This is a genomic window from Bacillus sp. T33-2 (genome assembly GCF_002860205.1).
Taxonomy (GTDB): Bacteria; Bacillota; Bacilli; order Bacillales; family Cytobacillaceae; genus T33-2.
Map to the genome: position 1 here is coordinate 14,673 of NZ_PGVB01000051.1, position 23,167 is coordinate 37,839.

Here is a 23,167-nt window from a genome sequence, read left to right on the forward strand (position 1 = left end):
ATTATGAAGTGCTTTTACAATGAAAAAATAGGCGGATGCAGATAACGTATCGTATGTAAAAAGGATTTAGAGTGTGCGTTAAACAGGGTGAAAGGAAAATCAGGCAGCATATATTTAAAACTGAAGCATTGAAGAGGCAGGATCGTAGGACGGTTGCACCCCTCGCAATTGCTGACATAGTCTGTTATAGTGTATGGGAACTGTGAAAATGCAAAAGGAGTGGTCAAACTTGGCAGTTAATTTATACGATTCTGCTTATGATCTCGAAAAGGCAATTCGCCAGAGCAAACAATATGCGGACTTAAAGCGCCTGTATGATGAAGTAAATCAGGACGAATCCGCGAAAAGGATGTTTGAAAACTTCCGCAATATCCAGATCCAGCTTCAGCAAAAGCAAATGATGGGCCAGGAAATTACCCACGAAGAAGTAGAACACGCCCAGAAAACGGTAGCCCTTGTGCAGCAGCATGACAAAATTTCAAAATTGATGGAAGCTGAGCAGCGGATGAGCCAAGTGATCACTGAGCTTAACCAGATCATCGTTAAACCGCTTGAAGAACTATACGGTAATCCCGAACAATAATATTGCGTAAATCCCGTCCGATGAGGCGGGATTTTTTTGGGGAGGAATATATTTGGTACAGGCAACCGAAACCCCCGGGAAACGATAAAATCGGCGTGATTGGCAACAGTGACCGGTTCTATTCTCCCGGTTCCCTACATAAATGTTAGATAAGGACAAATTTCACCGAAGAAATGGGGTCAGAACGATGATATATCGCCTGCTTGCGCTAAATGTTGATGGGACGGTCCTGCAATCGAACGGCCGGATCCATAAATCAACAATAGAAGCAGTACAGTATGTACAGCAGAAAGGGATTTATGTTTCCCTTGTCACCTCAAGAAGCTTTCCGTCCGCGAAGAAAGTGGCAAAGGCTTTAAAAATTAATTCATTGCTGGTGACCCACAGGGGTGCATATATATCTGCCGATCCTGGCAAACCGATACTTGAAAAACGGATTCCGGAGGATATTACATACCAGCTTGTTCGTTTTCTGGAAGGATTTCCATGCCAGATCAGGATCGTACATGAACAGTTTTCCCTCGCTAACAAGTACAAATTAAATCACAATCTGCTTGCTAAAACTGTGTTTACAACAGGAGACCCTATTTTTTATTCCCAGCAATTTGTTGATTCTGTCAGTGAGGCAATTGCGGACGATCCGGTATCTCCGCCCAAAGTGGAAATATATTTCGAATTCGAAGAAGACCTCGAGGATGCTAAACAGGCAATAAAAGCAATGTATTCTGAAGCGGAAGTCCAGCAGTTGAATTCTTTGCGGATGGACATTATGCCTCAAGGTGTGTCAAAGCTGAATGGCCTCATCCATTTAGGAGGGCACCTGGGCGTCCCGCTGAAGGAAATGGTCGTGATCGGGGACGGAGACGATGATATTGAATTGCTCAAGGCGTGCGGCCTTGGTGTTGCAATGGGGAATGCTTCAACTGAAGTAAAAAAAGCATCAGACTGGGTCACCCGTTCGCAAAACCAGCAAGGAGTCGCATACATGGTCAAGGAGCATTTTCGTAAGCAGCACCCGATTGAATTTTTGCGGAAAATGAATGTGATAAAAAAGTAATGTAAAAAAGGAAGCTGGCCGAATTAATGAATGGCCAGCTTCCCTTTTGTTTTTAAACTAAACTGAACGCCTTTCCTAATGGATGTCCTTCTTCTTGAACCTTCCACCGCGGACCTCCGCGATATCGGCAACAGCCAAAAATGCGGATGGGTCGTTTTCCGCGACAATGTCTTTCAGCTTTGCTTCCTCAAGACGATTTATGACGCAAAAAATGACTTTTTTATCGTCACCGGAAAAGGCACCTTCACCCTGCATATACGTCACTCCACGGCCGAGACGGCTGAGGATGGCATCTCCAATTTGCTGATGGTGGTCACTGATGATCCACACCGATTTGGATTCATCCAGGCCGGTTATCGTGACATCGATTGTTTTAAAGGCTACAAAATAAGCAATCAATGAGTACATCGCCCTGTCCCATGAAAAGACAAATCCGGCTGATCCAAGAATGAATAAATTAAAAAACATAATAATTTCCCCAACTGAAAAAGGCAGCTTTTTGTTTGCTAGAATCGCGAGTATTTCTGTCCCATCAAGGGAGCCGCCATATCTGATGACGATGCCAACGCCAATACCTAAAATAATACCACCGAACACAGTGGCCAGCAGGATATCCTGGGTCAGGGCCGGGACGGGGTGCAGCAAAGTGGTTGTGACTGAGAGGATAAGGATGCCGTACAGAGTTGACAAAGCGAAGGTTTTACCAATTTGTTTATATCCAATAAAAAAGAAGGGGATGTTTAATAAAAAAATGAAAAGGCCGAGGTCCCATTTTGTAATATAGGAAAGCATGATGGAGATTCCGACAATTCCTCCATCAATTACGTGGTTGGGGACGAGGAAAATTTCAAGCCCCACCCCCATCAGAATGGCGCCAAGCGTAATTAAAATGACGCGCTGCACCACTTTCCTGAAAGGCAGCTTTTTATGCTGAATCTTTTCCTTAAGGGCTTCCTCCTGTTGCGTGATGCTTAGTTCCATAGCTTCTGCCATTACCAATCCCCCTAATTTGCTTGTTTATCAATTATACCCAATAATATTGCCTCATTGAAAAGATAATGCCTGTTGCCACGCCAGTTGTATAACACAACACCACTCATATTTTGACTGTATTGACCGTGGAATGGGGCACATTGTACACTTAAAGAAGTTTATTTGAAAAGGTGATTATTTTGCATATCTATATAGATGGATTACAGGATGAAAGGTTTCAGCGGCCACTACAGCTGATTTCAAATTTGTTCTTTGAAGAACCAGAATTATCGTTTTCCCAGCCGGGGGAAAAGCCTGCCGATGTGTCCGTGATTTTTAATCTCGAATCAGACAATTACGTCTTTGTACACGCTGAGCTTACAGTACCGGACGGAAAACTGTATAGAACATCCCGCAAAAAAAAGCTGATACACGGGGAATCTGAAAAAGAAGTATTCAAACAGATAAAAAATGCTGTATCCCATGCCTACCTGACCGTTTTGCAGGAATGGACCGGAATGGTACAAAAATGGGGGATTTTGACAGGTGTGCGTCCGACGAAACTGCTGCATAAAAAAATGCAGGAGGGGATTGGCCGCGAAACTGCACACCGAGAGCTTGCGGAAGAATTCATGATCTCAGATGAGAAAATCTCTTTAATGCAGCAAATCGTTGACCGGCAGCTCTCGGTCCTGCCAGACCTTTATCAGTTGCAAAATGAGGTAAGCATTTATATTGGAATCCCGTTTTGTCCGACCAAATGTGCATATTGTACTTTCCCTGCTTACGCCATCAATGGCAGGCAGGGTTCTGTGAACTCATTTCTGGGAGGCCTCCATCATGAAATGCGGGAAATAGGAAAGTGGCTCAAGGAAAACGGCATTGGCATCACGACTGTTTACTTTGGAGGCGGCACTCCTACGAGTATCACAGCTGAAGAAATGGATATGCTTTACGAGGAGATGTACACCTCTTTCCCTGACGTGAAGAATATCCGGGAAATCACAGTTGAAGCTGGCAGGCCTGATACGATCACTCCCGAAAAGCTCGAGGTCCTGAAAAAATGGAATATTGACCGGATCAGCATCAATCCCCAGTCATACATCCAGGAAACATTGAAAGCAATCGGCCGCCACCATACGGTCGATGAAACAATCACAAAGTACCATCTTGCACGGCAAATGGGCATGAACAATATCAACATGGATTTGATCATCGGTTTGCCAGGCGAAGGGACGGGTGAATTTGCCCATACGCTGAGTGAAACCGGGAAACTTATGCCGGAATCTTTGACAGTCCATACACTTTCATTTAAAAGGGCGTCTGAGATGACGAGGAATAAAGAAAAGTACAAGGTTGCCGGCCGGGAAGAAATTGAGGAAATGATGGACATGGCCGAGAAGTGGACGAAAGAACATGATTACGCTCCTTATTATCTTTACAGGCAAAAAAATATTCTTGGCAACCTGGAAAACGTCGGTTATGCCCGGCCTGGCCAGGAAAGCCTCTATAACATCATAATCATGGAAGAACTGCAAACCATCATCGGGCTTGGCTGCGGCGCCTCCAGTAAATTCATTGATCCAGTTACCGGGAAAATAACACATTTCGCAAACCCGAAGGATCCCAAATCCTACAACGACAGTTTTACTGCTTATACGGATGAAAAAATCAGCTTTCTTGAAGAGTTATTTAATACACAAAGCTCCCCGTCGTAATGATTGGGAGCTTTTAGTTTATCGCAAAGTGCGAAAGAACGAGCTAATGGACAAAGTGAAGGCCTTCCCTGGTGTAGGTCCAATAGAAGTTCTCTAACGGACAAAATCGAGGGATTCGCAGTCGTAAAGTCCGATAGAAGCGCTCTAATGGACAAAAACAAGGAGCTCTTTAATTTTTCAGCCCATATGCATGATTAATCTTCTCCCAGTTCACTGGCCTGCACAGCCGGTCTTCAGGCTTATCCAATTCCTTGAATCCGTATTTTTTATATAGGCCATGTGCATCCTTTGTGCCCAGATTAAAGGATGTTCCTGCTAAGTACGGATTGTGTGTAATAATTTCAATCAGCCATTTGCTAAGCCCTATCCCTCTATATTCGGGCAGAATGAATACATCTCCCAGCCACGCGTACCTGACAAGGTCTGAAACGACTCTTGCAAAACCAACGAGTTTCGCGTGACTGTCTCTCTCCGGGTTTCCGTTATAAATGCCATAGCATAGAGTTGAGTTTTCGATGGATTTTTCAACCAGCTCCCTCGAAATTCCTTCCGCCCAGTAAGATTCCTTGCTCAAAAAAGAATAAATGATGTCGGTGTCTAAAAATGCTTTTTCAGTAGAAATCGTAAACCCGTCTTCCCTTGTGAAACTCCCAGTATCCTTCTGCATGATTCCACTCTCCGTTTTTCCAATAAATATAACTAAAATACATGTAGAATGCTATATGCAACACAGAATTTGTTTCAATTTTTCTAACTATCTGCAAAAAAGTTTTTAATTCTAAATTTTGCAATTATAATAAAAATGTAACGGACCAAAGGAGGGGAATCGGGTGACGACTGATTTTTATACTGAGACTGTAAAAGTGAAGACGGATGGCCGAGTTGCCATTGTCGAATTGAACAGGCCCAATGCGTTAAATGCCTTGGACCAGGAAATGATCAAGGGCTTGGTGTGGAATTTGAAAGAGATTTGCACTACGGAAGACATCGACATCGTCGTGCTGCAAGGGGCAGGCAGGGCTTTTTCCGCCGGCGGCGATATTAAGACGATGCTGCTGAATGCAAATGAAACCGATTTCTATGGGATTATGGATTCTATCAATGAACTTGTGGTGACGTTGTACAGCATGCCGAAAATCACCATCAGTGCCATATCCGGTGCGGCAGCGGGCCTGGGTTTCAGCCTTGCGCTGGCGACTGACTATATCATCGCGGAGCCTTCGAGCAAGCTTGCGATGAATTTTATCGGGATTGGCCTGATTCCTGACGGCGGCGGCCACTTCTTCCTGGAGAGAAGACTGGGAGAAGCAAAAGCGAAACAGCTGATCTGGGATGGCAAAACCCTTGCTGCAAGCGAGGCATTGGAGCTTGGCATAATTGATGAAATATCAGAAGCGGAATTGGCAGGAGCTGTGGAGAAAAAACTGCAGGAATGGCTGCAAAAGCCAATTCAGGCAATGATCAAAACGAAGAAAATCCTCGCGGAGAAAAATCGTCCCGCCCTGTTGAAAATTTTGGAACTGGAGAAGTTCGGCCAGTTTAAAATGAGGCAGACTGAAGACCACCACGAGGGTGTCAAAGCCTTTATTGAAAAAAGGAAACCAGATTTTAAAGGGAAATAAATAGTAAAAAAGCAAAGAGCCCAACAGCGCTCTTTGCTTTTTTTATGGGCGAAACAAGATAAGTTTCCCTCGTGGAGACGTACAGCGGTGGGTTTTGTCGGAAAATTTTCTTTCCTCAAGCATTTTGCCCCCAAGCTCCTTTGCCTGGTCATCACTGTTGGCCTGGAACGATTCATCCAGAAGTTTTTTGCCATTCGATTCGAAAACTGTTAATTTATAAATCTCCATATTCTGCCCCCTTCACTAGTTATCAATTTTACTATTATTCTTGCATAATTTTCAGAAAAATGCAAAAGGCAAATAAACACTGGAAAATGAAACCTTTTTATACAATAATCGTAATAGAAAAGAAAACATAAATATGGACAGTGCAATAGGGAGGCAAGTGAGAATGGGATTGGACCTGAAACATGTGACAAAACGGTTTGGAAAATTTACTGCGGTTAATGAATTGTCACTATCGATACCTGAAAAAGAAATGTTTGGATTTCTCGGTGCGAACGGCGCGGGCAAAACAACAACTTTCCGGATGATACTCGGGCTTCTTGATCCAAGCGCAGGAAGCATTTCCTGGGATGGCAAACCGATTGATTATTCAACCAGCAATATAGTCGGCTACTTGCCAGAAGAACGAGGGCTGTATCCAAAACTTAAGGTTAAGGACCAGATAGTGTATCTTGCCAGATTAAGAGGAATGCATAAGCAGGAAGCCCTTAAAGAGCTTGATTACTGGCTTGATAGGTTCAGGGTACCCGAATATGCTGATAAAAAAGTTGAAGAGCTGTCAAAGGGGAACCAGCAAAAAATTCAGTTTGTGGCAGCAGTCGTACATAAACCAAAGCTGCTGATCCTTGATGAACCATTCAGCGGGCTGGATCCCGTGAATGTAGAGCTGCTGAAAGAAGCAGTAATCGATTTGAAGGAAGCGGGCACGACAATTGTGTTCTCCAGCCACAGGATGGAGCATGTCGAAGAAATGTGTGAGCATTTGTGCATCATGCACAAAGGGGTGCCTGTCGTCCATGGTTCCCTCCGCGGCATAAAGAGATCATTTGGCAAGAAAAACCTGGTCATCCATGCCGATTTCGATACTGGCTTCCTCGCAGACTATCATGGTGTAACGAAATCAAAACGGACGCCTGAGGGGATCCATCTGCAAATCACCGGTGAAGAGGTAGCCGGACAAATTTTGCAGGACATCGTCGGCAAGGGATTTATCCGGAAATTTGCAATTGAAGAACCTTCCCTGAATGATATTTTTATAGAAAAGGTCGGTGCCTCCTATGAATAATTTTTTCATCATTCTCGTTCATACGTATATCACAAAATTAAAAACGAAATCTTTTCTCGTAACGACATTGATTACAATCGCAATCATGCTTGCGTTGACCAATCTTCCAAACATCATAGATTTCTTCAACAAAGACAGTGAAAATGAAATTGCTGTCATTGACGAGACCGGACAGCTTCTGGCCCCGCTCAAGGATCAAATGAAAACTGTGAACGATGAAATATCGCTCGTCCTGTTTGACGGGAATATGGCTGAAGCCGAGAAAAAAGTAGAGGAAGAGAAATATAAAGGTGTGCTTCAGCTAACCTTTAATGAAGAACAGCTGCCCGAGGCTTCCTATAAAGCAATGAGTATCGCAGACACTACAATTCCCGGCGATTTGCAAAATGCCCTGCAGCAAATTAAAACAACGATAGCTTCGTCCCAGATCAACCTGGCTCCTGACCAGCTTGCCAAGCTTTATCAGCCAGTCAGCTTTAAAAAAGCGGCCCTGGAAGAGAATGCGAAAACAGAAGAAGAACTGAACCAGGCAAGAGGGCTCGTTTATATCTTGCTGTTCATCATTTATTTCGCTGTCATCATGTATGCGAACATGATCGCAATGGAAGTAGCCACTGAGAAATCATCCCGTGTGATGGAAATTCTCATATCAAGCGTATCGCCTGTCAAGCAAATGTTTGCAAAAATAATCGGGGTCGGGCTTTTAAGCCTTACCCAGCTCGCGGTCATGTTACTTGTCGGCTATTTTTCTGTCAAACAAAATGAAGAAAAGCTTGAAGCCATTTCAGGGTTCCTCAGCTTCGGGGATGTTCCTGCTGCCACTATCGCGTATGCAGTCATATTCTTTATTCTCGGTTACTTCCTGTATGCGACTCTGGCGGCGTTCTTAGGGTCGCTTGTCAGCAGGATCGAAGACGTACAGCAAATGATCACGCCGATGACCATGCTTGTGGTAGCAGGCTTTATGATGGCCATGTTTGGGCTTGGGCAGCCAGATGCTCCATTTATCACCATTACTTCGTTTATTCCGTTCTTCACGCCGATGCTGATGTTTCTCAGGGTCGGCATGCTTTCGATCCCGTTTTGGGAAGCGGCGCTGGGCATCGCCATCCTTGCCACCACGATTGCCGTGCTGGCTGTATTTGGCGCCAGGGTGTACAGGGGCGGGGTTCTGATGTATGGAAAATCAAACTCTTTTAAAGATATTAAAAAAGCATTGCAAATAACTAAAAACGTATAATCAAGTCAGAGGGTGGCCCTGAGTGCGGGCCATCCTTTATTATTTTTAGAAAAAACAAGAACGGGCATTCGGTTTCCCCTAGTGCTAAAATAAAGAAAAAGACGGTTGAAAGGATTTTTGCTATGGGACAGGTAACTTTTTTACATACGGCTGACCTCCATCTTGACAGCCCGATGGTTGGATTGAAGAACTTGCCGGGCCATATTTTTAAACGGCTGCAGGAAAGCACATTCAAGGCACTTGAAAATATCACTGAAGCAGCGATCCGGCATCAGGTGGACTTCGTCATTATTGCTGGTGATATTTTTGACGGGGAGGATCGGAGCCTCCGTGCCCAGGCACGGTTTAAAAGGGAAATGGACAGGCTGTGCGACAATGGCATCCCTGTGTATGTCATCCATGGAAACCATGACCATCTTGGTGGTTCCTGGGCACAGATGAAATACCCTGGCAATGTCCATGTATTCCGGGACAAAGTGGAAGTGAAAACAGTGAAAACGGGCGCCGGCTCCACCGTCCACCTGTATGGATTCAGCTACCCCGAAAGGCATGTGACAGGGCGCTGGATTGAAAGATATGAAAAAAAGGAAGGCGCTGATTATCATATCGGCATCCTCCATGGCAATGCAGACGGTGCGAAGGAGCATGGGAACTATGCCCCGTTTGGGGTTGCAGACCTTGCTGCCAGGCAGTTCGACTATTGGGCGCTTGGACATATCCATAAAAGATCCGTGATTTCGACAGAACCACCTGCGCTTTATCCTGGAAACCCGCAGGGCCGGAACAAAAAGGAGTCCGGTGAGAAGGGCTGCTATTTAGTGGGCTTGACGGAGGCCGGAGCTTCCGTGAATTTTGTTGAAACAGCTGATGTCATTTGGAGGGACGTGAAAATCGATGGGTCATCAGTGTCTGCGTTTCATGACCTTTACCAACTATGCAAAACTGCGGTTGAAGCAGCGCGGATTGAGGGGAAGGGAGTGCTGTTGTCATTACAGATCGAAAATATGAATCTGGCTCAAAGCAGTCTTCTTGCCCATTCGGGTCCTGCTGAACTCCTTGACATCCTTCAGGAGGAAGAGAATGATGAAGAATCGTTCGTGTGGCTTTTCAACTTGTCCTACACCGAAGCATACACCGCAACAAGGGAACAGCTTATGGCACAGGGGGATTTTTTTGAGGAGATGTTTGCTGCCATTGATGGATACCAGGAAGCTGGCCAGGCTCTATCCCCGTTATTCAATCATCATTCGGCCCGGAGGTACCTTGAGAGGATCACGGAAGAAGAAGAGCAGATGCTGCTATCGGACGCTGAAAAGCTGCTCCTTAAACTCCTTCTGAAAAATAAAATGCTTGGGAAGGAGGAGACAGTATGAAAATAACGGAATTGCATATATATGGATACGGTAAGCTAGAAAACTTTAAAATGACTGGGATGCTCGATTTACAAGTAATCTATGGTGAAAATGAAGCTGGGAAATCGACCATCATGTCGTTCATCCACAGTATTTTGTTCGGCTTTCCGACCCGTCAGCAGTCAGAGCTGCGCTATGAACCGAAAAAGCAATCCAAATATGGAGGATTGCTGAAAGCATTTTTCCCCGGGTACGGCATTGTTTCGATCGAGAGGATCAAAGGGAAGGCGGCCGGGGACGTGACAGTCATTCTTGAGGACGGGACGTTTGGGGGAGAGGAATTATTAAAGAAATTGCTTTCAGGGATTGATAAAGGCATCTACCAGGCGATTTTTTCATTTAATATCCATGGGCTGCAAAATGTCCAAAACATCAAGGGTGAAGACTTGGGCAGATACCTGTTTTCTGCCGGGACAATTGGGACAGACAGCCTTTTCAGTGCGGAAAACGTGTTGCTGAAAGAAATGGAACAGCGTTTTAAGCCTAACGGCAAAAAACCCGTTTTGAATGAAAAATTGAAGGAGCTTCGCGAGCTCCATGCGAGCTTAAAGAAAACCGAACAGCAAAATGACCTGTATTATCTCCTTCAAACTGAGAAGGATTCGCTTGAAAAGAAAGTGTCAGATTTACATATGGAAGCGTCCGAACTGCAAAAAAAGGCTTCCAGGCTGAAAGAATTAAGCAGGATTCAACCGATCATTCTTGAGGAGGCGCACCTGAAAAGCCAGCTGCACGAATTGGGTGAAGTGCCATTTCCGCCTGATGGGATCAACCGCCTCGAACAAATAGAACAGCTTCTCAAACCATTTGAGGCAAAACTCATGTCCGGTAAAGAAAGGCTTGCATTGCTTCGAAAAGAAGCCGAAGCAGGGAAACCAGACTTTGAATTGCTTAATATGGAAGCACAGATTACTTCCCAGTTGGAGCGGATCCCCGTCTACGAGCAGCAAAGGCAAAATGTCACCCAGTGGAAAATCAGTCTGGAAGAAATTAACGAAGAGATAGACAGCATCAATGACAGCCTGCATGCTGACTTCGACGAACAGACGATTGCTGCTGTCAATACGAGTGTCTTCATCAGAGAGCAGGCTGAAGAAATTCAGCGGGAGCTGCAGCGGTTAACTGGCAAGAAGCAGGATCTCGAAGATAGTTTCAATGAGGAAAAAGCCGAGCTGGAAGCACTTGAACAATCCGCACAAAAACTAAAGCAGCGGCTTCTGGACCAGCAAGCCAGGAGTGAAATGGAAAAACAGACGGCGGTTTTAGCCAACAAAGAATTGATGCAGTCAGAGCTGGAACAGATCCAAAAGCAAATCACCGCTGCAAAGTCCAACGCTGAACGCGAAAAACAGCATCGCAAAAATGAAATGATTCAATTTGCCCTTCTTGCCACCGTTTTTGCAGCCCTCGTTCTCGCTGGTTTCCTTTTGGATCAATGGCCAGCGTGGGCATCCGGTCTGGCCGGGATGATCCTGCTGAGTATATTTTACCTCAGAGCAAGGGTTAAAAGGCCGTTAAAATCCTGGGAACAGGACCTGGAAGAACTCACAAAAAAAGCAGGCGAGCTTGCAAAAACTATAAACTCATATACTGGGCATGATGTTGAGGCAATTATGGCAGCCATCGCCGAAGATGACCGGATTCGTAATGATTACAATTCATTGACGTCAAAGGTTCAACAGCAATACAAACGTTATGAAAAAGTGATCGGCCAGTTTGAAAAATGGGAGCTTCAATACTCTTCCCTGCTGGAAAAACAGCGCAGCCTGGCGGATAAAATCGGGCTGACGGAAGACGCAAGCCCGGGACGGATATTCGAATCGTTTTTGCTGTTGGAAAAACAGAAGGAGCTGTTCCGGGAACGAATCAGGATAAAAGAAAGAATTGCTGCTTCAGAATCAGAAGCAAAATCATTGCTTACGGCATTTACAGAGCTTGCTGAGAGGTTTTTGCAAAATACTGGCCTCTCGATTATGGAAACAGCAGCCTTTTTAAGAAAAAAATTGCGGGAAGAGATTGACCGCCATGCAAGATTCCGTGACATTAGCCTCAGGTTCAGTGAGCTTGAAGACGAACTGGGAAGGCTGGAAGCAGAAAAATCACATTTGCAGAATGAAAAGGTAAAGTTGTTTCAAGTGTCTTTTGTGGAGGATGAGAATTCCTACCGGGTGCAGGCGGGGAAAGCAGAACAGCAGAAAAAATGGAAGGAGCAGCTCGCAAGCCTCGCATACCATCTGCAAGCTGCCAGGGTCACTGACGAGGAAAGGATAAAAATCCTGTCCGGGGAACTGCCTCAACAACAATTAACCGAGCTTGAAAAGTTGATGGACGACAACAAGAACCAGCTTGCAGCCGCACTGGACAGGCTGGCATCAGTAAAACACCAGGCTGCGGTTCTTGAAGAGGGAGGACTGCATGGTGATCTCCTGCACCGGTACAAACAAAAAAAGCATGAGTTTGACGAGGAAGCAAGAGTATGGGCAAAATATGCCATTGCCCGTGATTTGCTGGCGAAAACGATAGAAAGGTACAAAGCCGAACGGATGCCGAAAATGCTTGCCAAAGCACAGGAATTCCTCGTGCACATGACTGGCGGGAATTATGTGAGGATACTCCCCGATGGATCGGGAAGCGGTTTTTTGATAGAAAGAAAGGATCACATTCTGTTTGAGGCAAACGAACTGAGCCAGGCAACCGCCGAGCAAGTGTATGTTTCATTGAGGCTGGCACTTGCGGTCACGCTGTATGACCATTTTAAGCTGCCGGTCATCATTGATGACAGCTTCGTTAATTTTGACCACAAAAGGACGCGGAGGATCATGGAACTGTTGCGCAAGTTTTCAGACAACCAGGTATTGTTTTTTACCTGCCACCGGCACCTGCTTGAAAACTTTCATAGCGACGAAGTGTACAACCTTGAGGGGAAAAACGCCAGCCTGGCCAAGTAAGTCCAGTTATATAACGCCAAAACGGCAGCACAAAGTTATGATATACTATGTCATGGGAAGGAGTGGCAGTTCATGAATAAAGGAATTCTTCAATATGATGTCGGGGAGCAGGTAGAGCTGTTTTTGTTGATAAAACAGTCATCGAAAGGCATAGCCAGCAATGGCAAGCCGTTTTTGACTTTGATTTTACAGGATAAAACCGGAGATATTGAAGCGAAGCTGTGGGACGTATCCGAGGGGGATGAAGCCAGGTACAGTGCGGAGAATATCGTCAAGGTACTGGGTGACATCCAGAACTACAGGGGCAGGAACCAGCTCAAGATCAGGCAGATCAGGCCGGCGTCTGTCGCCGATTCTGTCCAAGTAGGGGATTTTTTAGAAACTGCCCCGATCGGGCAGGATGAAATGGCCAGTAAAATTACACAGTACATATTTGATATGAAAAACCCGAACCTGCAGAGAATTACACGGCATTTATTAAAGAAGCACCAGCAAGCATTTTATGAGTTTCCGGCAGCGACAAAAAACCATCATGAGTTCGTGTCAGGGCTGTCATATCATGTAGTATGCATGCTTGACCTGGCTAAATCCATTTCAAGCCTATATCCAAGCCTGGACAGGGATTTGCTTTATGCCGGGATCATTCTCCACGACCTCGGGAAAGTTTTGGAACTGTCAGGTCCTGTTGCCGCTTCCTATACTCTTGAGGGCAATTTGCTGGGGCATATAACGATCATGATAAATGAGATTGGAAAAGCAGCAGATGAACTGGGCATTGACAGTGAAGAGGTAATTGTCCTGCAGCATCTGGTTTTGTCCCACCATGGCAAAGCAGAATGGGGAAGCCCAAAGCCTCCGCTTATCAAGGAAGCTGAGATACTCCATTATATCGATAATCTTGATGCTAAAATGAATATGATGGACAGGGCGTTAAACAGAGTCAAACCTGGGGAATTTACGGAGCGGGTGTTCGCCCTTGACAACCGGTCGTTCTACAAGCCGACATTTCATAAATAATAGTTTAATAGAAAAAGAATGCCAGAGTTCCGAAGGCATTCTTTTTTTTGCCATTTAAAAGATTTCCCAGTCCGGGAGGCATGTTTCCTAAATGTCTGCATAATATTTACTAAAAGATTACTGGGACAACCTTTAAGCTGGGAGGGAGATATATGACATTGCCAATCTGGGTTTTTGCTGTTGCTGCCGGAATACTTATCAGCGCCTATATGGCGGTGAAAACCGGGAAGGAAGAAAGACAGCTGGAAATGGAAAGCATAGAACGTGAAGGGGAAATTTATATCAAACGGCTTGAAAGGGAAAGAGAAGAGAGGCAGAAGTCTTTTGGCTCATGAGAAAAGAGGGTTCCGGTTGTCCGGAACCCTTTTTGTCTATTATTTAGACGCTGATTTTGTATCAAGGATTCCTTTAAGGTCTTTGTCCTTGATTTCCACATCCGCAGCTTTCAACTCACGCTGCAGGGCTTCCTGCATTTTAGTTGGGTCAATCTTTGCAAGCTTCGCATCGTATTCCAGCTTGTCCTTCATTTTTTCATAGGATTCTTTTTCTTTTTTCTCAGTCACTTTAATGATGTGCCAGCCGTGTTCAGACTTGACAGGCTCACTGACTTGATTTACTTCAAGGGCATATGCTGCATTCTCGAATTCAGGCACCATTGCTCCAGGGCCAAAGAAGTCCAGGTCGCCGCCTTTTTCGGCAGATACCTTGTCAGTGGAATATTCTTTTGCTAGATCTTCAAAATTAGCTCCGCCATCAAGCTTTTGTTTTACTTCTTTAGCTTTATTTTCGTCCTCGACAAGAATATGGCTTGCCCTTATTTGCGGTTTATACTCATCATAAGCTTTTTTCACTTCTTCTTCGGATACTTTGACATCCTTCATCGCAGCCTTTTCCATTAAAAGCTGGTCTTTAAGAAGTTTCTTTAATTGTTTTTCGTCGGCAATTTGGTTTTGCTGAAGCACCATGTCAAAATTGGCTCCAAGCTCGGTCTTTAAATCTTGTACTTTTTGGTCCAGTTCCTCATCAGTCACTGTATATTTCTTGGAAAGTACTTTTTTGTACAGAAGCTCCTGAAGCGCCTGTTCCCCGACTTGATCCTTCATTGATTCATATAGATCGTCCTTCGTAATGTTGCCTGCATCAGACTTAACAACGATATCTGAACTTCCATTATTGCCATTACATGCACTTAAACTTAATACCCCGGCTGCAAGAGAAAGGGATATGATCCATTTTTTCATGCTGAACATCTCCTAACAGAAATTTCTAGTGGCTATCCAACCCACAACCATTACTATAACATAAATGGCGCTGAGAATAAAAAGATTCTTTCAGGTAATTTTTAATATACATAGATTGGGCAAACATCCAAGCAGTTAAAAAAAGCGTTCATATTATATGTCGATAAGTAAAAAAGGGAGGTATTTGCTTTGGCCGGATATCATTCTGGTTTTGCGCTGATTGTTGTGTTGTTCATTCTGTTGATTATTGTTGGAGCTTCTTATTGCTAAGAACAACAAAATCTGGCCCTTTCGGGATATTTGTCTATGCCCCGCCCCCGGGAAGTGAATAGGATATTCTAACAACTCGTGAAGGAGGTGTTAGTATGGGTGCAGGATATGGCGCTGGTTTTGCTTTGATTGTCGTATTATTCATCCTGTTGGTAATTGTTGGCGCAGCTTGGTGTTAATTAATGGGCAGCGGCCTTAAGAGGAAGGAGGATAAATATGTCCGGATCACCAGGATGGTATGGCGGAGGATTTGCATTACTTGTTGTCCTCTTTATTTTGTTAGTCATCATCGGAGCGGCTTGGCTATAAAAGTGTAAATGTATAGGTTCGGGGTTCAAATCTGGATCAGAAAAAAAATTCAGGGGCAGCCCTCGCAGAGTGAAACCGTTAATAAAGCGGCGGGGATTATCCCCACCGCTTTAGCTATGTACTTTATGCAAATAAAATTTCAATATAGGATGATACAAGCAGGATCGTCACTAATATATTGATAGTGTGGAAAATTTTTGCTTGGCGTTCCTCCGGTATTTCTTTTTGAATACATAGGGAATTTGTCATTTTATTTATGTAAAATAATATAAAAATGGCAAAAATGATAAACAAAATAAAAATGGAGATCATCTAAGATTCCCTCCCTTTGCGTAATTATTATGTTAAATACAATATCAAATATTTTATAAAAAAGATAGTTTTTTGGGAGTTAAAAAAGCCAGGACAGCTTCTCCTTAATAAGCAGCATGAAGATGAACGTACTTCTTGAAAAAGAAAATTTCCAGGAAATCCGATAAACCATTTCCAGATCATTATTGCCAGTTTATACTAATAGAAAAGAATGAGGGGACGCGGAAGAGGGATGAACATGGGACTGGAAAAACTGGCAGAAAAAATCGCCATGCTGGAATTTCATCAAAAGCTGCTCTTACAGATGATCTCCGGCAATAAAGACAAGTTTAATAAATTGATTATTCAGAAGGCTGTTACCGAGAAGGAACTGACAGTAATAAATGAACTATGTGAGAAATTGAGCATAGAATTGGAAGAACAGAAAGCGGAAGGTTTTGTTCATTTTCATCCGCTTTTCGAAGAATTTACCGATGCAATCAGACATAAGCTACAGCCCAAAGAAACGGTTCATGCCATGTTCGATCAGGGAATTTTCATGCCGCTGATGACCGAATTCAAAAAATATGTCTGATCCTATGCATACTCTTTTTTAGCGGGGTCTTTTTTACGCAATCTGCCGTCGTCTTCAGTAAATTTGCTTTCGATATTAGCAAAAGATTTTTCAAATATCTCCATAAAATCATCGCCATAAATATTGCGCACAATCGCCATGATTTCAATGACGTCAGGAAATTTCCCATATAGTTCACGTAAAGGCATGGCCCCGGAAAATGCTGCGTTTTTATGAGGGTCATAGTTTTCCATCAGGTCCAGTAATACTTCTTCACCCTGTTTTGTAAGCTGGACATAGGTGTTTCTTTTATCAGTTTCTTTTTTTGAAAATTTGAGAAATCCTCTTTCCTCCAGCTTCTTCGAGAAGTTAAAAGCTGTGGAAACGTGCATCACACCGAATTTGGCAACGTCCGAAATGGAAGCACCGTTCAAATGGTAAGCAATCCACAAAATATGGTGTTCATTGATATTTAAATCATATGGTTTAATCCATTGCTGCCAGTCCTTTTCAATGGACTTCCAAAGGGCTTTGCTTAATTGGGCGATTCTCTGGCTAAACAGCATCGCTTCCTTCATTGAATAATTTTTCTCCGACATCCCCATTTTCACCTACTTTTTTGATTCTATTTTCATTATGCCAATAAAACAAAAATTAATAAAGATATAAATTTACAAAATTTTGTGAAATTATATTAAGTATTCTGTTTTCAGGTGATTATTCCTTTTTTTTGAAAAACAACTATTTTAATAATATATTACCATCTGAAAAAATCGAGAAAAAAACCTTCCTCGCCCTCATGAAGTGGAGGAGGAAGGCTTTGATCTATTGCTTGGCAGTTGGGGAAAGTTCGGATTCAAGCTCCTGGATGGCATGTTCGATTTCCATTATATCTTTTTGAAGCTCCGCTTTATTTGAATCAGTGCTTAATTTCCATTCGTAAATTGCAAGCTTCAAATCGTGGACAAATGTGTTGATCCCTGATTTTCCTTCTTTCGTAGCAGTGGAAACGGTATTTTTTAATTCGATGACACTGTCCTTCACATCTTTCAAATGTCCCATAACCTCATCCTTGTGAGCTTTTAAATTCCGTCTTGTTTCGCGTCCGGATGCTGGTGCTGTCAAAAGGGTAATAATCCCGGCTGCTGCTCCGCCGGCAATAAGCCCCATCAACACACTTTTTGCTTTCATAACGTTCACCTCATATTTCTTTTTCTATAAGATTTCTTCATCCGAAGCGAAAATTCCTTTTTGGTGAAGAAATCCTGGATAAAACAAGATTCATGGCAAAAATGGCTATACGATTATTTTTCCTAAAATAAGAGAAATAAACCGTTAAAGCTTCATAGCAGGAAAATGAAAGGCATATGAATTGAATATGCGGTTAAAGCTTATGGGAGAGAAGGGGGCAAAAATGGTCGGGATCATATTTGGAGTGAGCATCTTACTGTTTATCGGATCGATCAACTTTTTCCTGGCGTCCCGGAAGCCGGGGATCTATCCTCCAAAAAAACTTCTGAAAAAGAGGGCAGGAGTGTTCGCAATCGGTGGAGCGGTCCTTTTTTTAGCCGGACTTCTGTTTTCCTTGCTGGGTTGATGAACGAGGGCATACATTGAAATGAGCACAGATTTTTCTATTGTATTTGAGACAGGCATACCAAGCCAACAATGCCGTTTTTGGCAAGAAAAAAAGAACCCAAATTTATAGGGTTCTTTTTATGTTGACATTAATTAGCTTCCACAAGTTTGGTGCGTTTGAAAATAGATGCTGCCACTGGGTATAAAATTACCATAAATACAGTGTTAAATGCAGTTGCCGGAAGTACAACCCCTGCAAACAAGGCGACAAACGGACCAGGAAGCCCGGCAATAAAGTAGGCTGAACCAAGGAACACAATCCCGGAAATGATGGTACCGACCGCTGTCAGAACGGCGGCACTTACGACTGAAAAACGGAACTTTTTGATAGCCAGAAACAATCCAAAAAAAATAAGTGCTGTTGCGATTTTGTCAATAATATTTGGGATTTGCCCAGCCGGGAAGGTTGTGGTCAATGCAGAAATCAGCCCAGTAACGGCTCCGATTAGAAAAACACTCTTTTTGTCAGGGAAAAGGATGATTCCCAAAAACATCATCGTCAGCATCATGTCAGGCTTCATGCCCATGATGATACCTGGTACAACTGCATGCAGTACTGCACCTATTCCCACCAATAGTGAAAGTGCAACAAGATTCTTCGTATTCATTTCTCTTCTCTCCTCTGCTAATCTAGCTAAACTTTTGCTTCTCCTGCAGTGCGCTGTCGCCTGCAGCGAAAAGGTTGCTATCATTATATCATAATTTTCCTTTTGATAAAGCATTAAATTCTGTCAATAGCGTAATCTGAATTCACGCATGAACTGGGCCAGTTTTTCCACGTGCTGGATAGGGACTGCATTGTATATGGACGCCCGGCATCCTCCGACAGACCTGTGGCCGTTAAGACCGATAAAGCCATGCTCCTTTGCTTTGGATAGGAATGCTGCTTCGGCTTCCGTTTTTTCAAGGGTGAAAGTAACATTCATCAAGGAACGGCTGCTCTTGTCCGCGTGCCCTTTGTAAAAGCCGCCGCTCTCATCAATTTCATTGTAGAGGAGCGCCGCCTTTTCTTTGTTCATCTTTTCTAAAGCAACGGCTCCGCCCATTTCTTCCGCCCATTCAAGCACAAGCATGAGCAGATAGACAGCCAGCGTGGGCGGCGTATTATAGAGTGAGCTGTTTTTAGCATGCGTCGCATAATTCAGCATGATCGGGAGCGATTCCTTTGAACGCTTCAGAAGTTCTTTATCGATCACGACGACCGTGACACCTGAGGGCCCAAGGTTTTTTTGGGCACCGGCATAAATCAATCCATACTTGCTGATGTCGACTGGCCTGCTTAAAATATCACTGGACATATCCGCAACGAGGGGTGCACCCGAAACTTCAGGAGTTTCATGCCACTGTGTCCCGAAAATCGTGTTGTTGCTGGTGATGTGGAGGTATGCAGCATCATCTCCTGTATGTATGGATTTCACATCGGGAATTATTTTATAGTTGCTATCTTTCCCAGAGGCACAGACAGATGCGTTACCGATTTTTTCAGCCTCGGACAATGCTTTCTCCGACCAGACGCCTGTCAACACATAATACCCTGTGGTTTCCCTGTCAAGAAGATTCATCGGCACCATTGTAAACTGCAGGCTTGCCCCTCCCTGCAAAAACAAAACCTCGTATGTGTCAGGAACATCAAGCAGCTTTCGGAAAAGATTCTGCGCCCTTTCCTGTATGGCTTGATACTCCTTGCTTCGGTGGCTGAGCTCCATTACAGCCATGCCTGTTCCGTTAAAATTGATCCATTCCTTTTGCGCCCTTTCAAGGACAGCCTCAGGCAAAGCAGCAGGCCCTGCATTGAAATTTAATGCACGATTCATCAGTATCCCCCCGTAATTCAAAGTTACAGTAACGCATTAACGAATTAAAATTAAAAATAATGTTAGCAGATAATTGTGAACTTTTCTATATAAAAAAACTTCTGCTTGTATGCAGAAGCTATAAATGCCTGTTAATTTCAGAAGCCATGTTTTGGTAATCCTCTAAGGTGTATCGGTCATTATTTGTTTTCCATACAGCCCCAAAACCGTCATCCGTTCCGTAACGCGGAAGCAGGTGGATATGGTAGTGGAACACGGTTTGGCCGGCCGCCTCTCCGTTGTTGTTAAGAATATTCATGCCAATGGGATTAAAAGCTGACCTGATGGCATTTGCGACAGCAGGGACCGCCTTGAACAGATTGGCCGCGACGTCTTCGGTCAGCTCAAATATGTTTTCTTTATGTACTTTGGGAATCATCAGGGTATGCCCTTTCGTGACCTGGCTGATATCGAGGAATGCCAGCACATGCTCATTTTCAAAAACCTTGGCAGCAGGGATGTCACCGTTAATGATTTTACAAAAAATACAGTCGCTCATTGCTTACACCCTTTCAATTTAAGACCTTTCTGGTATTTTATCACAATTAATGTTGCAGCATAAAGCAATCAGCGAATAAAGAAAGACAGGATTCCGGAGAATCCTGTCCTGGAGGGGAAAAGCTGCTTCTGGGCATTTTAGTCTAAGCAGGCTCCGTTTGTGCACACATCATTTGCTTTAAATGATGTGTCAGAAAGGACCTGTGTTCAAGCTGACCATCTCCTGTAATCTTTATAGGTTTCACAACGTATAAAGCGGCTATGATCTTTGACACACACCTCATTTCAAAATGTGGGGTGACGCAAGAACGGAAAGGTTAGCATTTGCACATATTGCAATGCAACCATCCACTTAGATGAACGGTTGGAAGCTTTGAAATCGAATTATATGTCTTTTACAGACACCTCATTCCGATTGTTGGATGTTTTCCCCTCCGCTAAATAGATTGTCCAAAAGACGTTCTTATTATTTATTTTTTTGTGCCAGTCTGGTCGCAAGGGCGCGATTGTCTGAAGTGGAAAACGGACATGTCATTTGTGATAATATAGGAGTGAAATCCAATTTGGAGGATGTGTGATGGCTTTATTAGAAATAAATAATCTTACCGGGGGATATACGCGAAACCCGGTATTGAAAAATGTTTCCTTCGACGTGAATGAACAGGAAATTGTCGGCTTGATCGGCTTGAACGGTGCGGGCAAGAGCACGACAATCAAACATGTAATCGGGCTGATGGAACCCCATAAGGGTGAGATAAAAATCAACGGCCGCCTTTTTAAGGAAGAAAAGGAACTATATCGCAAGCAATTTACATTTGTCCCGGAAACCCCTATCCTGTACGATGAATTGACCCTCGAGGAACACTTGAAAATTACGGCAATGGCATACGGGCTCGATGAACAGACATACGAAACGAGGGTGTCCGCCTTGCTGGACGAATTCCGGATGAAAAAGCGGCTTAAATGGTTTCCGGCCCATTTTTCCAAAGGAATGAAACAAAAGGTGATGATTATGTGCGCCTTCCTTGTACAGCCGGCGCTGTACATTGTTGATGAGCCGTTCGTGGGGCTTGATCCGCTCGGAATACAATCCCTTTTGGACCTTATGAAAAAAATGAAGGAGAACGGTGCGGGGATCCTGATGTCGACCCATATTCTTGCCACTGCCGAAAGGTACTGTGACAGATTCATTATTTTGCATGAAGGGGCAGTTCGGGCAAACGGAACCCTAGATGATCTCAGGCGGCAGTTTTCCATGCCGGGAGCCACACTGGACGATCTTTATATCCAACTGACAAAGGAAGAAGATCATGTTTGATGCAAATGCACTCTGGAGAGAGAGATTCAGCCGATTTGTGAAAGATACAGGGCGGTATATGCGTTACATTTTCAATGGACATCTTGTCATTGTATTTTTATTCCTGATTGGGACGGCTGCATATTATTATCAGGAATGGATCAAAACCCTTGGACCAGAGTTCCCTGCTGCCCTGATAATGGCCGGGGCACTTGGAGTTTTGCTTGCATACAGTCCAATCAACACTTTCTTGATAGAAGCTGATAAAATCTTCTTGCTGCCCCTTGAAACCCGGCTGGGAAGCTATTTTAGAAGGTCAATCATTTTTAGCCTGGCCATTCAATCGTATTTGCTGCTCATGGTCCTTGCAGTTTTGATGCCGCTGTATGTGCAGGTATGCGGGGGCGCTTTCCGGTCATTCTTTCTATTTTTGTCTGCTTTGATCATTTTAAAGGCTCTGAATCTTGTTGTCAGCTGGAAGGTCTTGTACTACATTGAAATAAGCGTACATGTAACCGATATGATCATCCGGTTCTTGATTAATTCCGTGTTTTTATATTTGTTGTTTTCAGGAGCAGCAATCTGGCTGACCGTTGCCTGTGCGCTTCCAATGGTGTTTTTGCTTCTGTATTACCGCGCCCAGGTCCATGAAAAGGGGCTAAAATGGGAATTATTAATAGACCAGGAAGAAAAGCGGATGAATGCATTTTACCGTGTGGCAAATTTATTTACGGATGTTCCCAGGCTTAAGGACCGGATTAAGCGGCGGAGATGGATGGACTGGCTGCTGCACAGAATCCCTTTCAGCCAGGAAGGCACCTATTCACATATTTATGCAAGGACATTCCTCCGTGCTGGGGATTATAGCGGACTTTTCATAAGGCTGACATTTATTGGAGCACTGGCGCTCTATTTCCTGTCCTATGGCCCGGGGCAGCTTTTGTTCACTTTGTTGTTCCTTTACTTAACCGGCTTTCAGCTGCTTCCGCTCTGGAACCACCATCAGAACAAGCTATGGCCTGAGCTGTACCCGGTCACAGGCACGGCCAGGGAGAGAGCGTTCACCAGGCTGTTATCATTGGTGCTGTATATCCAGTCAGGATTTTTTGCGGCCGCGCTGCTCATAAAAGGAGAGTGGGCCGGCGCGGCTGCCGCTTTCGCCGTAGGGTTGGCGTTTTCGTTCTGGTTTGCGAATGTTTACAGCAAAAAAAGAAGACAGGTTTAATGGAGACTGCTGAAAATATAAGCCTTTAAATTTACTGCAATGAAATTAAAAAAGATTAGGGGATGAGTTTGAACTTTCCCTAATCTTTTTTTCGTATTTTACGTTTTGAGG

Annotated in this window: 27 protein-coding genes; 17 read left to right on the top strand and 10 right to left on the bottom strand. The window is 43.9% G+C overall.

The window, feature by feature from the left end; all coding sequences use genetic code 11:
- Window positions 1-229: 229 nt before the first annotated feature.
- Entirely contained in the window at window positions 230-583 is a 354-nt protein-coding gene (locus CVD19_RS22920) for a YlbF family regulator (protein ID WP_101585501.1), read from the top strand.
- Window positions 584-770: 187 nt separating this feature from the next.
- Window positions 771-1,640 (top strand): Cof-type HAD-IIB family hydrolase, encoded by an 870-nt coding sequence (locus CVD19_RS22925; protein ID WP_101585502.1) that lies wholly within the window; start codon window positions 771-773, stop codon window positions 1,638-1,640.
- Between the two features lie 75 nt (window positions 1,641-1,715).
- Here CVD19_RS22925 and CVD19_RS22930 read toward each other — a convergent pair whose 3' ends face one another.
- Window positions 1,716-2,633 carry a YitT family protein gene (locus CVD19_RS22930; protein WP_257985265.1) on the bottom strand — a complete coding sequence of 306 codons (918 nt, stop codon included), beginning with the start codon at window positions 2,631-2,633 and terminating at the stop codon, window positions 1,716-1,718.
- A 179-nt stretch (window positions 2,634-2,812) separates the two neighbouring features.
- On the opposite strand from CVD19_RS22930, the gene CVD19_RS22935 reads away from it, so the two are divergent.
- Window positions 2,813-4,330, top strand: a complete 1,518-nt coding sequence (locus CVD19_RS22935) for a coproporphyrinogen III oxidase (protein ID WP_101585503.1) — start codon at window positions 2,813-2,815, stop codon at window positions 4,328-4,330.
- A 169-nt stretch (window positions 4,331-4,499) separates the two neighbouring features.
- On the opposite strand, the gene CVD19_RS22940 is transcribed toward CVD19_RS22935, so the two are convergent.
- Window positions 4,500-4,997 (bottom strand): GNAT family N-acetyltransferase, encoded by a 498-nt coding sequence (locus tag CVD19_RS22940; protein WP_101585504.1) that lies wholly within the window; start codon window positions 4,995-4,997, stop codon window positions 4,500-4,502.
- Window positions 4,998-5,160: 163 nt separating this feature from the next.
- On the opposite strand from CVD19_RS22940, the gene CVD19_RS22945 reads away from it, so the two are divergent.
- Window positions 5,161-5,952, top strand: coding sequence for an enoyl-CoA hydratase (locus CVD19_RS22945; RefSeq protein ID WP_101585505.1), 792 nt, complete (start codon window positions 5,161-5,163; stop codon window positions 5,950-5,952).
- Window positions 5,953-5,994: 42 nt separating this feature from the next.
- Here the strand turns inward: CVD19_RS22945 and CVD19_RS22950 are convergent, their stop codons facing one another.
- Window positions 5,995-6,180, bottom strand: a complete 186-nt coding sequence (locus CVD19_RS22950) for a YhzD family protein (RefSeq protein WP_101585506.1) — start codon at window positions 6,178-6,180, stop codon at window positions 5,995-5,997.
- A 163-nt stretch (window positions 6,181-6,343) separates the two neighbouring features.
- On the opposite strand from CVD19_RS22950, the gene CVD19_RS22955 reads away from it, so the two are divergent.
- The 6 genes from CVD19_RS22955 (at window position 6,344) to CVD19_RS22980 (ending at window position 14,195) form a co-directional block, all read left to right on the top strand.
- Window positions 6,344-7,243 carry an ABC transporter ATP-binding protein gene (locus tag CVD19_RS22955; protein ID WP_101585507.1) on the top strand — a complete coding sequence of 300 codons (900 nt, stop codon included), beginning with the start codon at window positions 6,344-6,346 and terminating at the stop codon, window positions 7,241-7,243.
- On the top strand, window positions 7,236-8,483 hold the full coding sequence (locus CVD19_RS22960) for an ABC transporter permease (RefSeq protein WP_101585508.1): 1,248 nt from the start codon (window positions 7,236-7,238) through the stop codon (window positions 8,481-8,483). Before CVD19_RS22955 ends, CVD19_RS22960 begins: the two co-directional genes overlap by 8 nt.
- Before the next feature lie 122 nt (window positions 8,484-8,605).
- Complete coding sequence (locus CVD19_RS22965) at window positions 8,606-9,856, top strand: metallophosphoesterase family protein (protein WP_101585509.1); 1,251 nt, start codon at window positions 8,606-8,608, stop codon at window positions 9,854-9,856.
- Window positions 9,853-12,843, top strand: coding sequence for an ATP-binding protein (locus CVD19_RS22970; protein ID WP_101585510.1), 2,991 nt, complete (start codon window positions 9,853-9,855; stop codon window positions 12,841-12,843). The genes CVD19_RS22965 and CVD19_RS22970 overlap by 4 nt, the downstream gene beginning before the upstream one ends.
- A gap of 72 nt (window positions 12,844-12,915) precedes the next feature.
- Window positions 12,916-13,860: a 3'-5' exoribonuclease YhaM gene (yhaM, locus tag CVD19_RS22975; protein WP_101585511.1), complete on the top strand. Its 945-nt coding sequence runs from the start codon at window positions 12,916-12,918 to the stop codon at window positions 13,858-13,860.
- Window positions 13,861-14,012: 152 nt separating this feature from the next.
- Window positions 14,013-14,195, top strand: a complete 183-nt coding sequence (locus CVD19_RS22980; RefSeq protein ID WP_101585512.1) for a sporulation YhaL family protein — start codon at window positions 14,013-14,015, stop codon at window positions 14,193-14,195.
- A 39-nt stretch (window positions 14,196-14,234) separates the two neighbouring features.
- On the opposite strand, the gene CVD19_RS22985 is transcribed toward CVD19_RS22980, so the two are convergent.
- Complete coding sequence (locus tag CVD19_RS22985) at window positions 14,235-15,101, bottom strand: peptidylprolyl isomerase (RefSeq protein WP_101585513.1); 867 nt, start codon at window positions 15,099-15,101, stop codon at window positions 14,235-14,237.
- A 189-nt stretch (window positions 15,102-15,290) separates the two neighbouring features.
- Between CVD19_RS22985 and CVD19_RS22990 the strand changes: the two genes are divergently transcribed.
- The 3 genes from CVD19_RS22990 to CVD19_RS23000 all read left to right on the top strand — a co-directional run bounded on the left by CVD19_RS22990 (window position 15,291) and on the right by CVD19_RS23000 (window position 15,680).
- Window positions 15,291-15,371 carry a YjcZ family sporulation protein gene (locus tag CVD19_RS22990; RefSeq protein ID WP_101585514.1) on the top strand — a complete coding sequence of 27 codons (81 nt, stop codon included), beginning with the start codon at window positions 15,291-15,293 and terminating at the stop codon, window positions 15,369-15,371.
- Window positions 15,372-15,466: 95 nt separating this feature from the next.
- Window positions 15,467-15,550 carry a YjcZ family sporulation protein gene (locus CVD19_RS22995; protein WP_101585515.1) on the top strand — a complete coding sequence of 28 codons (84 nt, stop codon included), beginning with the start codon at window positions 15,467-15,469 and terminating at the stop codon, window positions 15,548-15,550.
- Between the two features lie 37 nt (window positions 15,551-15,587).
- A complete protein-coding gene (locus CVD19_RS23000) occupies window positions 15,588-15,680 on the top strand; it encodes a YjcZ family sporulation protein (protein ID WP_101585516.1) in 93 nt (30 codons plus the stop codon).
- A 123-nt stretch (window positions 15,681-15,803) separates the two neighbouring features.
- Here CVD19_RS23000 and CVD19_RS25660 read toward each other — a convergent pair whose 3' ends face one another.
- Window positions 15,804-15,992, bottom strand: a complete 189-nt coding sequence (locus CVD19_RS25660; RefSeq protein WP_101585517.1) for a hypothetical protein — start codon at window positions 15,990-15,992, stop codon at window positions 15,804-15,806.
- Between the two features lie 238 nt (window positions 15,993-16,230).
- On the opposite strand from CVD19_RS25660, the gene CVD19_RS23010 reads away from it, so the two are divergent.
- The gene (locus CVD19_RS23010; RefSeq protein ID WP_180953759.1) at window positions 16,231-16,566 is read left to right on the top strand and encodes a DUF1878 family protein; all 336 of its coding nucleotides are present in this window, start codon (window positions 16,231-16,233) and stop codon (window positions 16,564-16,566) included.
- A 2-nt stretch (window positions 16,567-16,568) separates the two neighbouring features.
- Here CVD19_RS23010 and CVD19_RS23015 read toward each other — a convergent pair whose 3' ends face one another.
- Both CVD19_RS23015 and CVD19_RS23020 read right to left on the bottom strand, forming a co-directional pair.
- On the bottom strand, window positions 16,569-17,144 hold the full coding sequence (locus tag CVD19_RS23015; RefSeq protein ID WP_101585519.1) for an HTH-type transcriptional regulator Hpr: 576 nt from the start codon (window positions 17,142-17,144) through the stop codon (window positions 16,569-16,571).
- 226 nt (window positions 17,145-17,370) lie between these two features.
- Complete coding sequence (locus tag CVD19_RS23020) at window positions 17,371-17,736, bottom strand: YtxH domain-containing protein (RefSeq protein ID WP_101585520.1); 366 nt, start codon at window positions 17,734-17,736, stop codon at window positions 17,371-17,373.
- Window positions 17,737-17,959: 223 nt separating this feature from the next.
- Here CVD19_RS23020 and CVD19_RS23025 point away from each other — a divergent pair, with 223 nt between their 5' ends.
- Window positions 17,960-18,142, top strand: coding sequence for a hypothetical protein (locus CVD19_RS23025; RefSeq protein ID WP_101585521.1), 183 nt, complete (start codon window positions 17,960-17,962; stop codon window positions 18,140-18,142).
- 130 nt (window positions 18,143-18,272) lie between these two features.
- Here the strand turns inward: CVD19_RS23025 and CVD19_RS23030 are convergent, their stop codons facing one another.
- The 3 genes from CVD19_RS23030 to CVD19_RS23040 form a co-directional block, all read right to left on the bottom strand.
- Complete coding sequence (locus CVD19_RS23030; RefSeq protein WP_101585522.1) at window positions 18,273-18,791, bottom strand: tryptophan transporter; 519 nt, start codon at window positions 18,789-18,791, stop codon at window positions 18,273-18,275.
- Between the two features lie 123 nt (window positions 18,792-18,914).
- Window positions 18,915-19,997: a phosphoserine transaminase gene (serC, locus tag CVD19_RS23035; RefSeq protein WP_101585523.1), complete on the bottom strand. Its 1,083-nt coding sequence runs from the start codon at window positions 19,995-19,997 to the stop codon at window positions 18,915-18,917.
- 118 nt (window positions 19,998-20,115) lie between these two features.
- The gene (locus CVD19_RS23040; RefSeq protein WP_101585524.1) at window positions 20,116-20,535 is read right to left on the bottom strand and encodes an HIT family protein; all 420 of its coding nucleotides are present in this window, start codon (window positions 20,533-20,535) and stop codon (window positions 20,116-20,118) included.
- A 576-nt stretch (window positions 20,536-21,111) separates the two neighbouring features.
- Here CVD19_RS23040 and CVD19_RS23045 point away from each other — a divergent pair.
- A complete protein-coding gene (locus CVD19_RS23045) occupies window positions 21,112-21,852 on the top strand; it encodes an ABC transporter ATP-binding protein (protein ID WP_101585525.1) in 741 nt (246 codons plus the stop codon).
- A complete protein-coding gene (locus tag CVD19_RS23050) occupies window positions 21,845-23,056 on the top strand; it encodes an ABC transporter permease (protein WP_101585526.1) in 1,212 nt (403 codons plus the stop codon). Before CVD19_RS23045 ends, CVD19_RS23050 begins: the two co-directional genes overlap by 8 nt.
- The last annotated feature ends 111 nt before the right edge of the window (window positions 23,057-23,167 follow it).

Excerpts from the sequence above, each read along its gene's own strand:
- CVD19_RS22925 (WP_101585502.1), top strand. The coding sequence starts at position 771 with ATGATATATCGCCTGCTTGCGCTAAATGTTGATGGGACGGTCCTGCAA.
- CVD19_RS22930 (WP_257985265.1), bottom strand. The coding sequence starts at position 2,633 with ATGGCAGAAGCTATGGAACTAAGCATCACGCAACAGGAGGAAGCCCTT.
- CVD19_RS22940 (WP_101585504.1), bottom strand. The coding sequence starts at position 4,997 with ATGCAGAAGGATACTGGGAGTTTCACAAGGGAAGACGGGTTTACGATT.
- CVD19_RS22950 (WP_101585506.1), bottom strand. The coding sequence starts at position 6,180 with ATGGAGATTTATAAATTAACAGTTTTCGAATCGAATGGCAAAAAACTT.
- CVD19_RS22955 (WP_101585507.1), top strand. The coding sequence starts at position 6,344 with ATGGGATTGGACCTGAAACATGTGACAAAACGGTTTGGAAAATTTACT.
- CVD19_RS22960 (WP_101585508.1), top strand. The coding sequence starts at position 7,236 with ATGAATAATTTTTTCATCATTCTCGTTCATACGTATATCACAAAATTA.
- CVD19_RS22965 (WP_101585509.1), top strand. The coding sequence starts at position 8,606 with ATGGGACAGGTAACTTTTTTACATACGGCTGACCTCCATCTTGACAGC.
- CVD19_RS22970 (WP_101585510.1), top strand. The coding sequence starts at position 9,853 with ATGAAAATAACGGAATTGCATATATATGGATACGGTAAGCTAGAAAAC.
- yhaM (WP_101585511.1), top strand. The coding sequence starts at position 12,916 with ATGAATAAAGGAATTCTTCAATATGATGTCGGGGAGCAGGTAGAGCTG.
- CVD19_RS22980 (WP_101585512.1), top strand. The coding sequence starts at position 14,013 with ATGACATTGCCAATCTGGGTTTTTGCTGTTGCTGCCGGAATACTTATC.
- CVD19_RS22985 (WP_101585513.1), bottom strand. The coding sequence starts at position 15,101 with ATGAAAAAATGGATCATATCCCTTTCTCTTGCAGCCGGGGTATTAAGT.
- CVD19_RS22995 (WP_101585515.1), top strand. The coding sequence starts at position 15,467 with ATGGGTGCAGGATATGGCGCTGGTTTTGCTTTGATTGTCGTATTATTC.
- CVD19_RS23000 (WP_101585516.1), top strand. The coding sequence starts at position 15,588 with ATGTCCGGATCACCAGGATGGTATGGCGGAGGATTTGCATTACTTGTT.
- CVD19_RS25660 (WP_101585517.1), bottom strand. The coding sequence starts at position 15,992 with ATGATCTCCATTTTTATTTTGTTTATCATTTTTGCCATTTTTATATTA.
- CVD19_RS23010 (WP_180953759.1), top strand. The coding sequence starts at position 16,231 with ATGGGACTGGAAAAACTGGCAGAAAAAATCGCCATGCTGGAATTTCAT.
- CVD19_RS23015 (WP_101585519.1), bottom strand. The coding sequence starts at position 17,144 with ATGTCGGAGAAAAATTATTCAATGAAGGAAGCGATGCTGTTTAGCCAG.
- CVD19_RS23020 (WP_101585520.1), bottom strand. The coding sequence starts at position 17,736 with ATGAAAGCAAAAAGTGTGTTGATGGGGCTTATTGCCGGCGGAGCAGCA.
- CVD19_RS23025 (WP_101585521.1), top strand. The coding sequence starts at position 17,960 with ATGGTCGGGATCATATTTGGAGTGAGCATCTTACTGTTTATCGGATCG.
- CVD19_RS23030 (WP_101585522.1), bottom strand. The coding sequence starts at position 18,791 with ATGAATACGAAGAATCTTGTTGCACTTTCACTATTGGTGGGAATAGGT.
- serC (WP_101585523.1), bottom strand. The coding sequence starts at position 19,997 with ATGAATCGTGCATTAAATTTCAATGCAGGGCCTGCTGCTTTGCCTGAG.
- CVD19_RS23040 (WP_101585524.1), bottom strand. The coding sequence starts at position 20,535 with ATGAGCGACTGTATTTTTTGTAAAATCATTAACGGTGACATCCCTGCT.
- CVD19_RS23045 (WP_101585525.1), top strand. The coding sequence starts at position 21,112 with ATGGCTTTATTAGAAATAAATAATCTTACCGGGGGATATACGCGAAAC.
- CVD19_RS23050 (WP_101585526.1), top strand. The coding sequence starts at position 21,845 with ATGTTTGATGCAAATGCACTCTGGAGAGAGAGATTCAGCCGATTTGTG.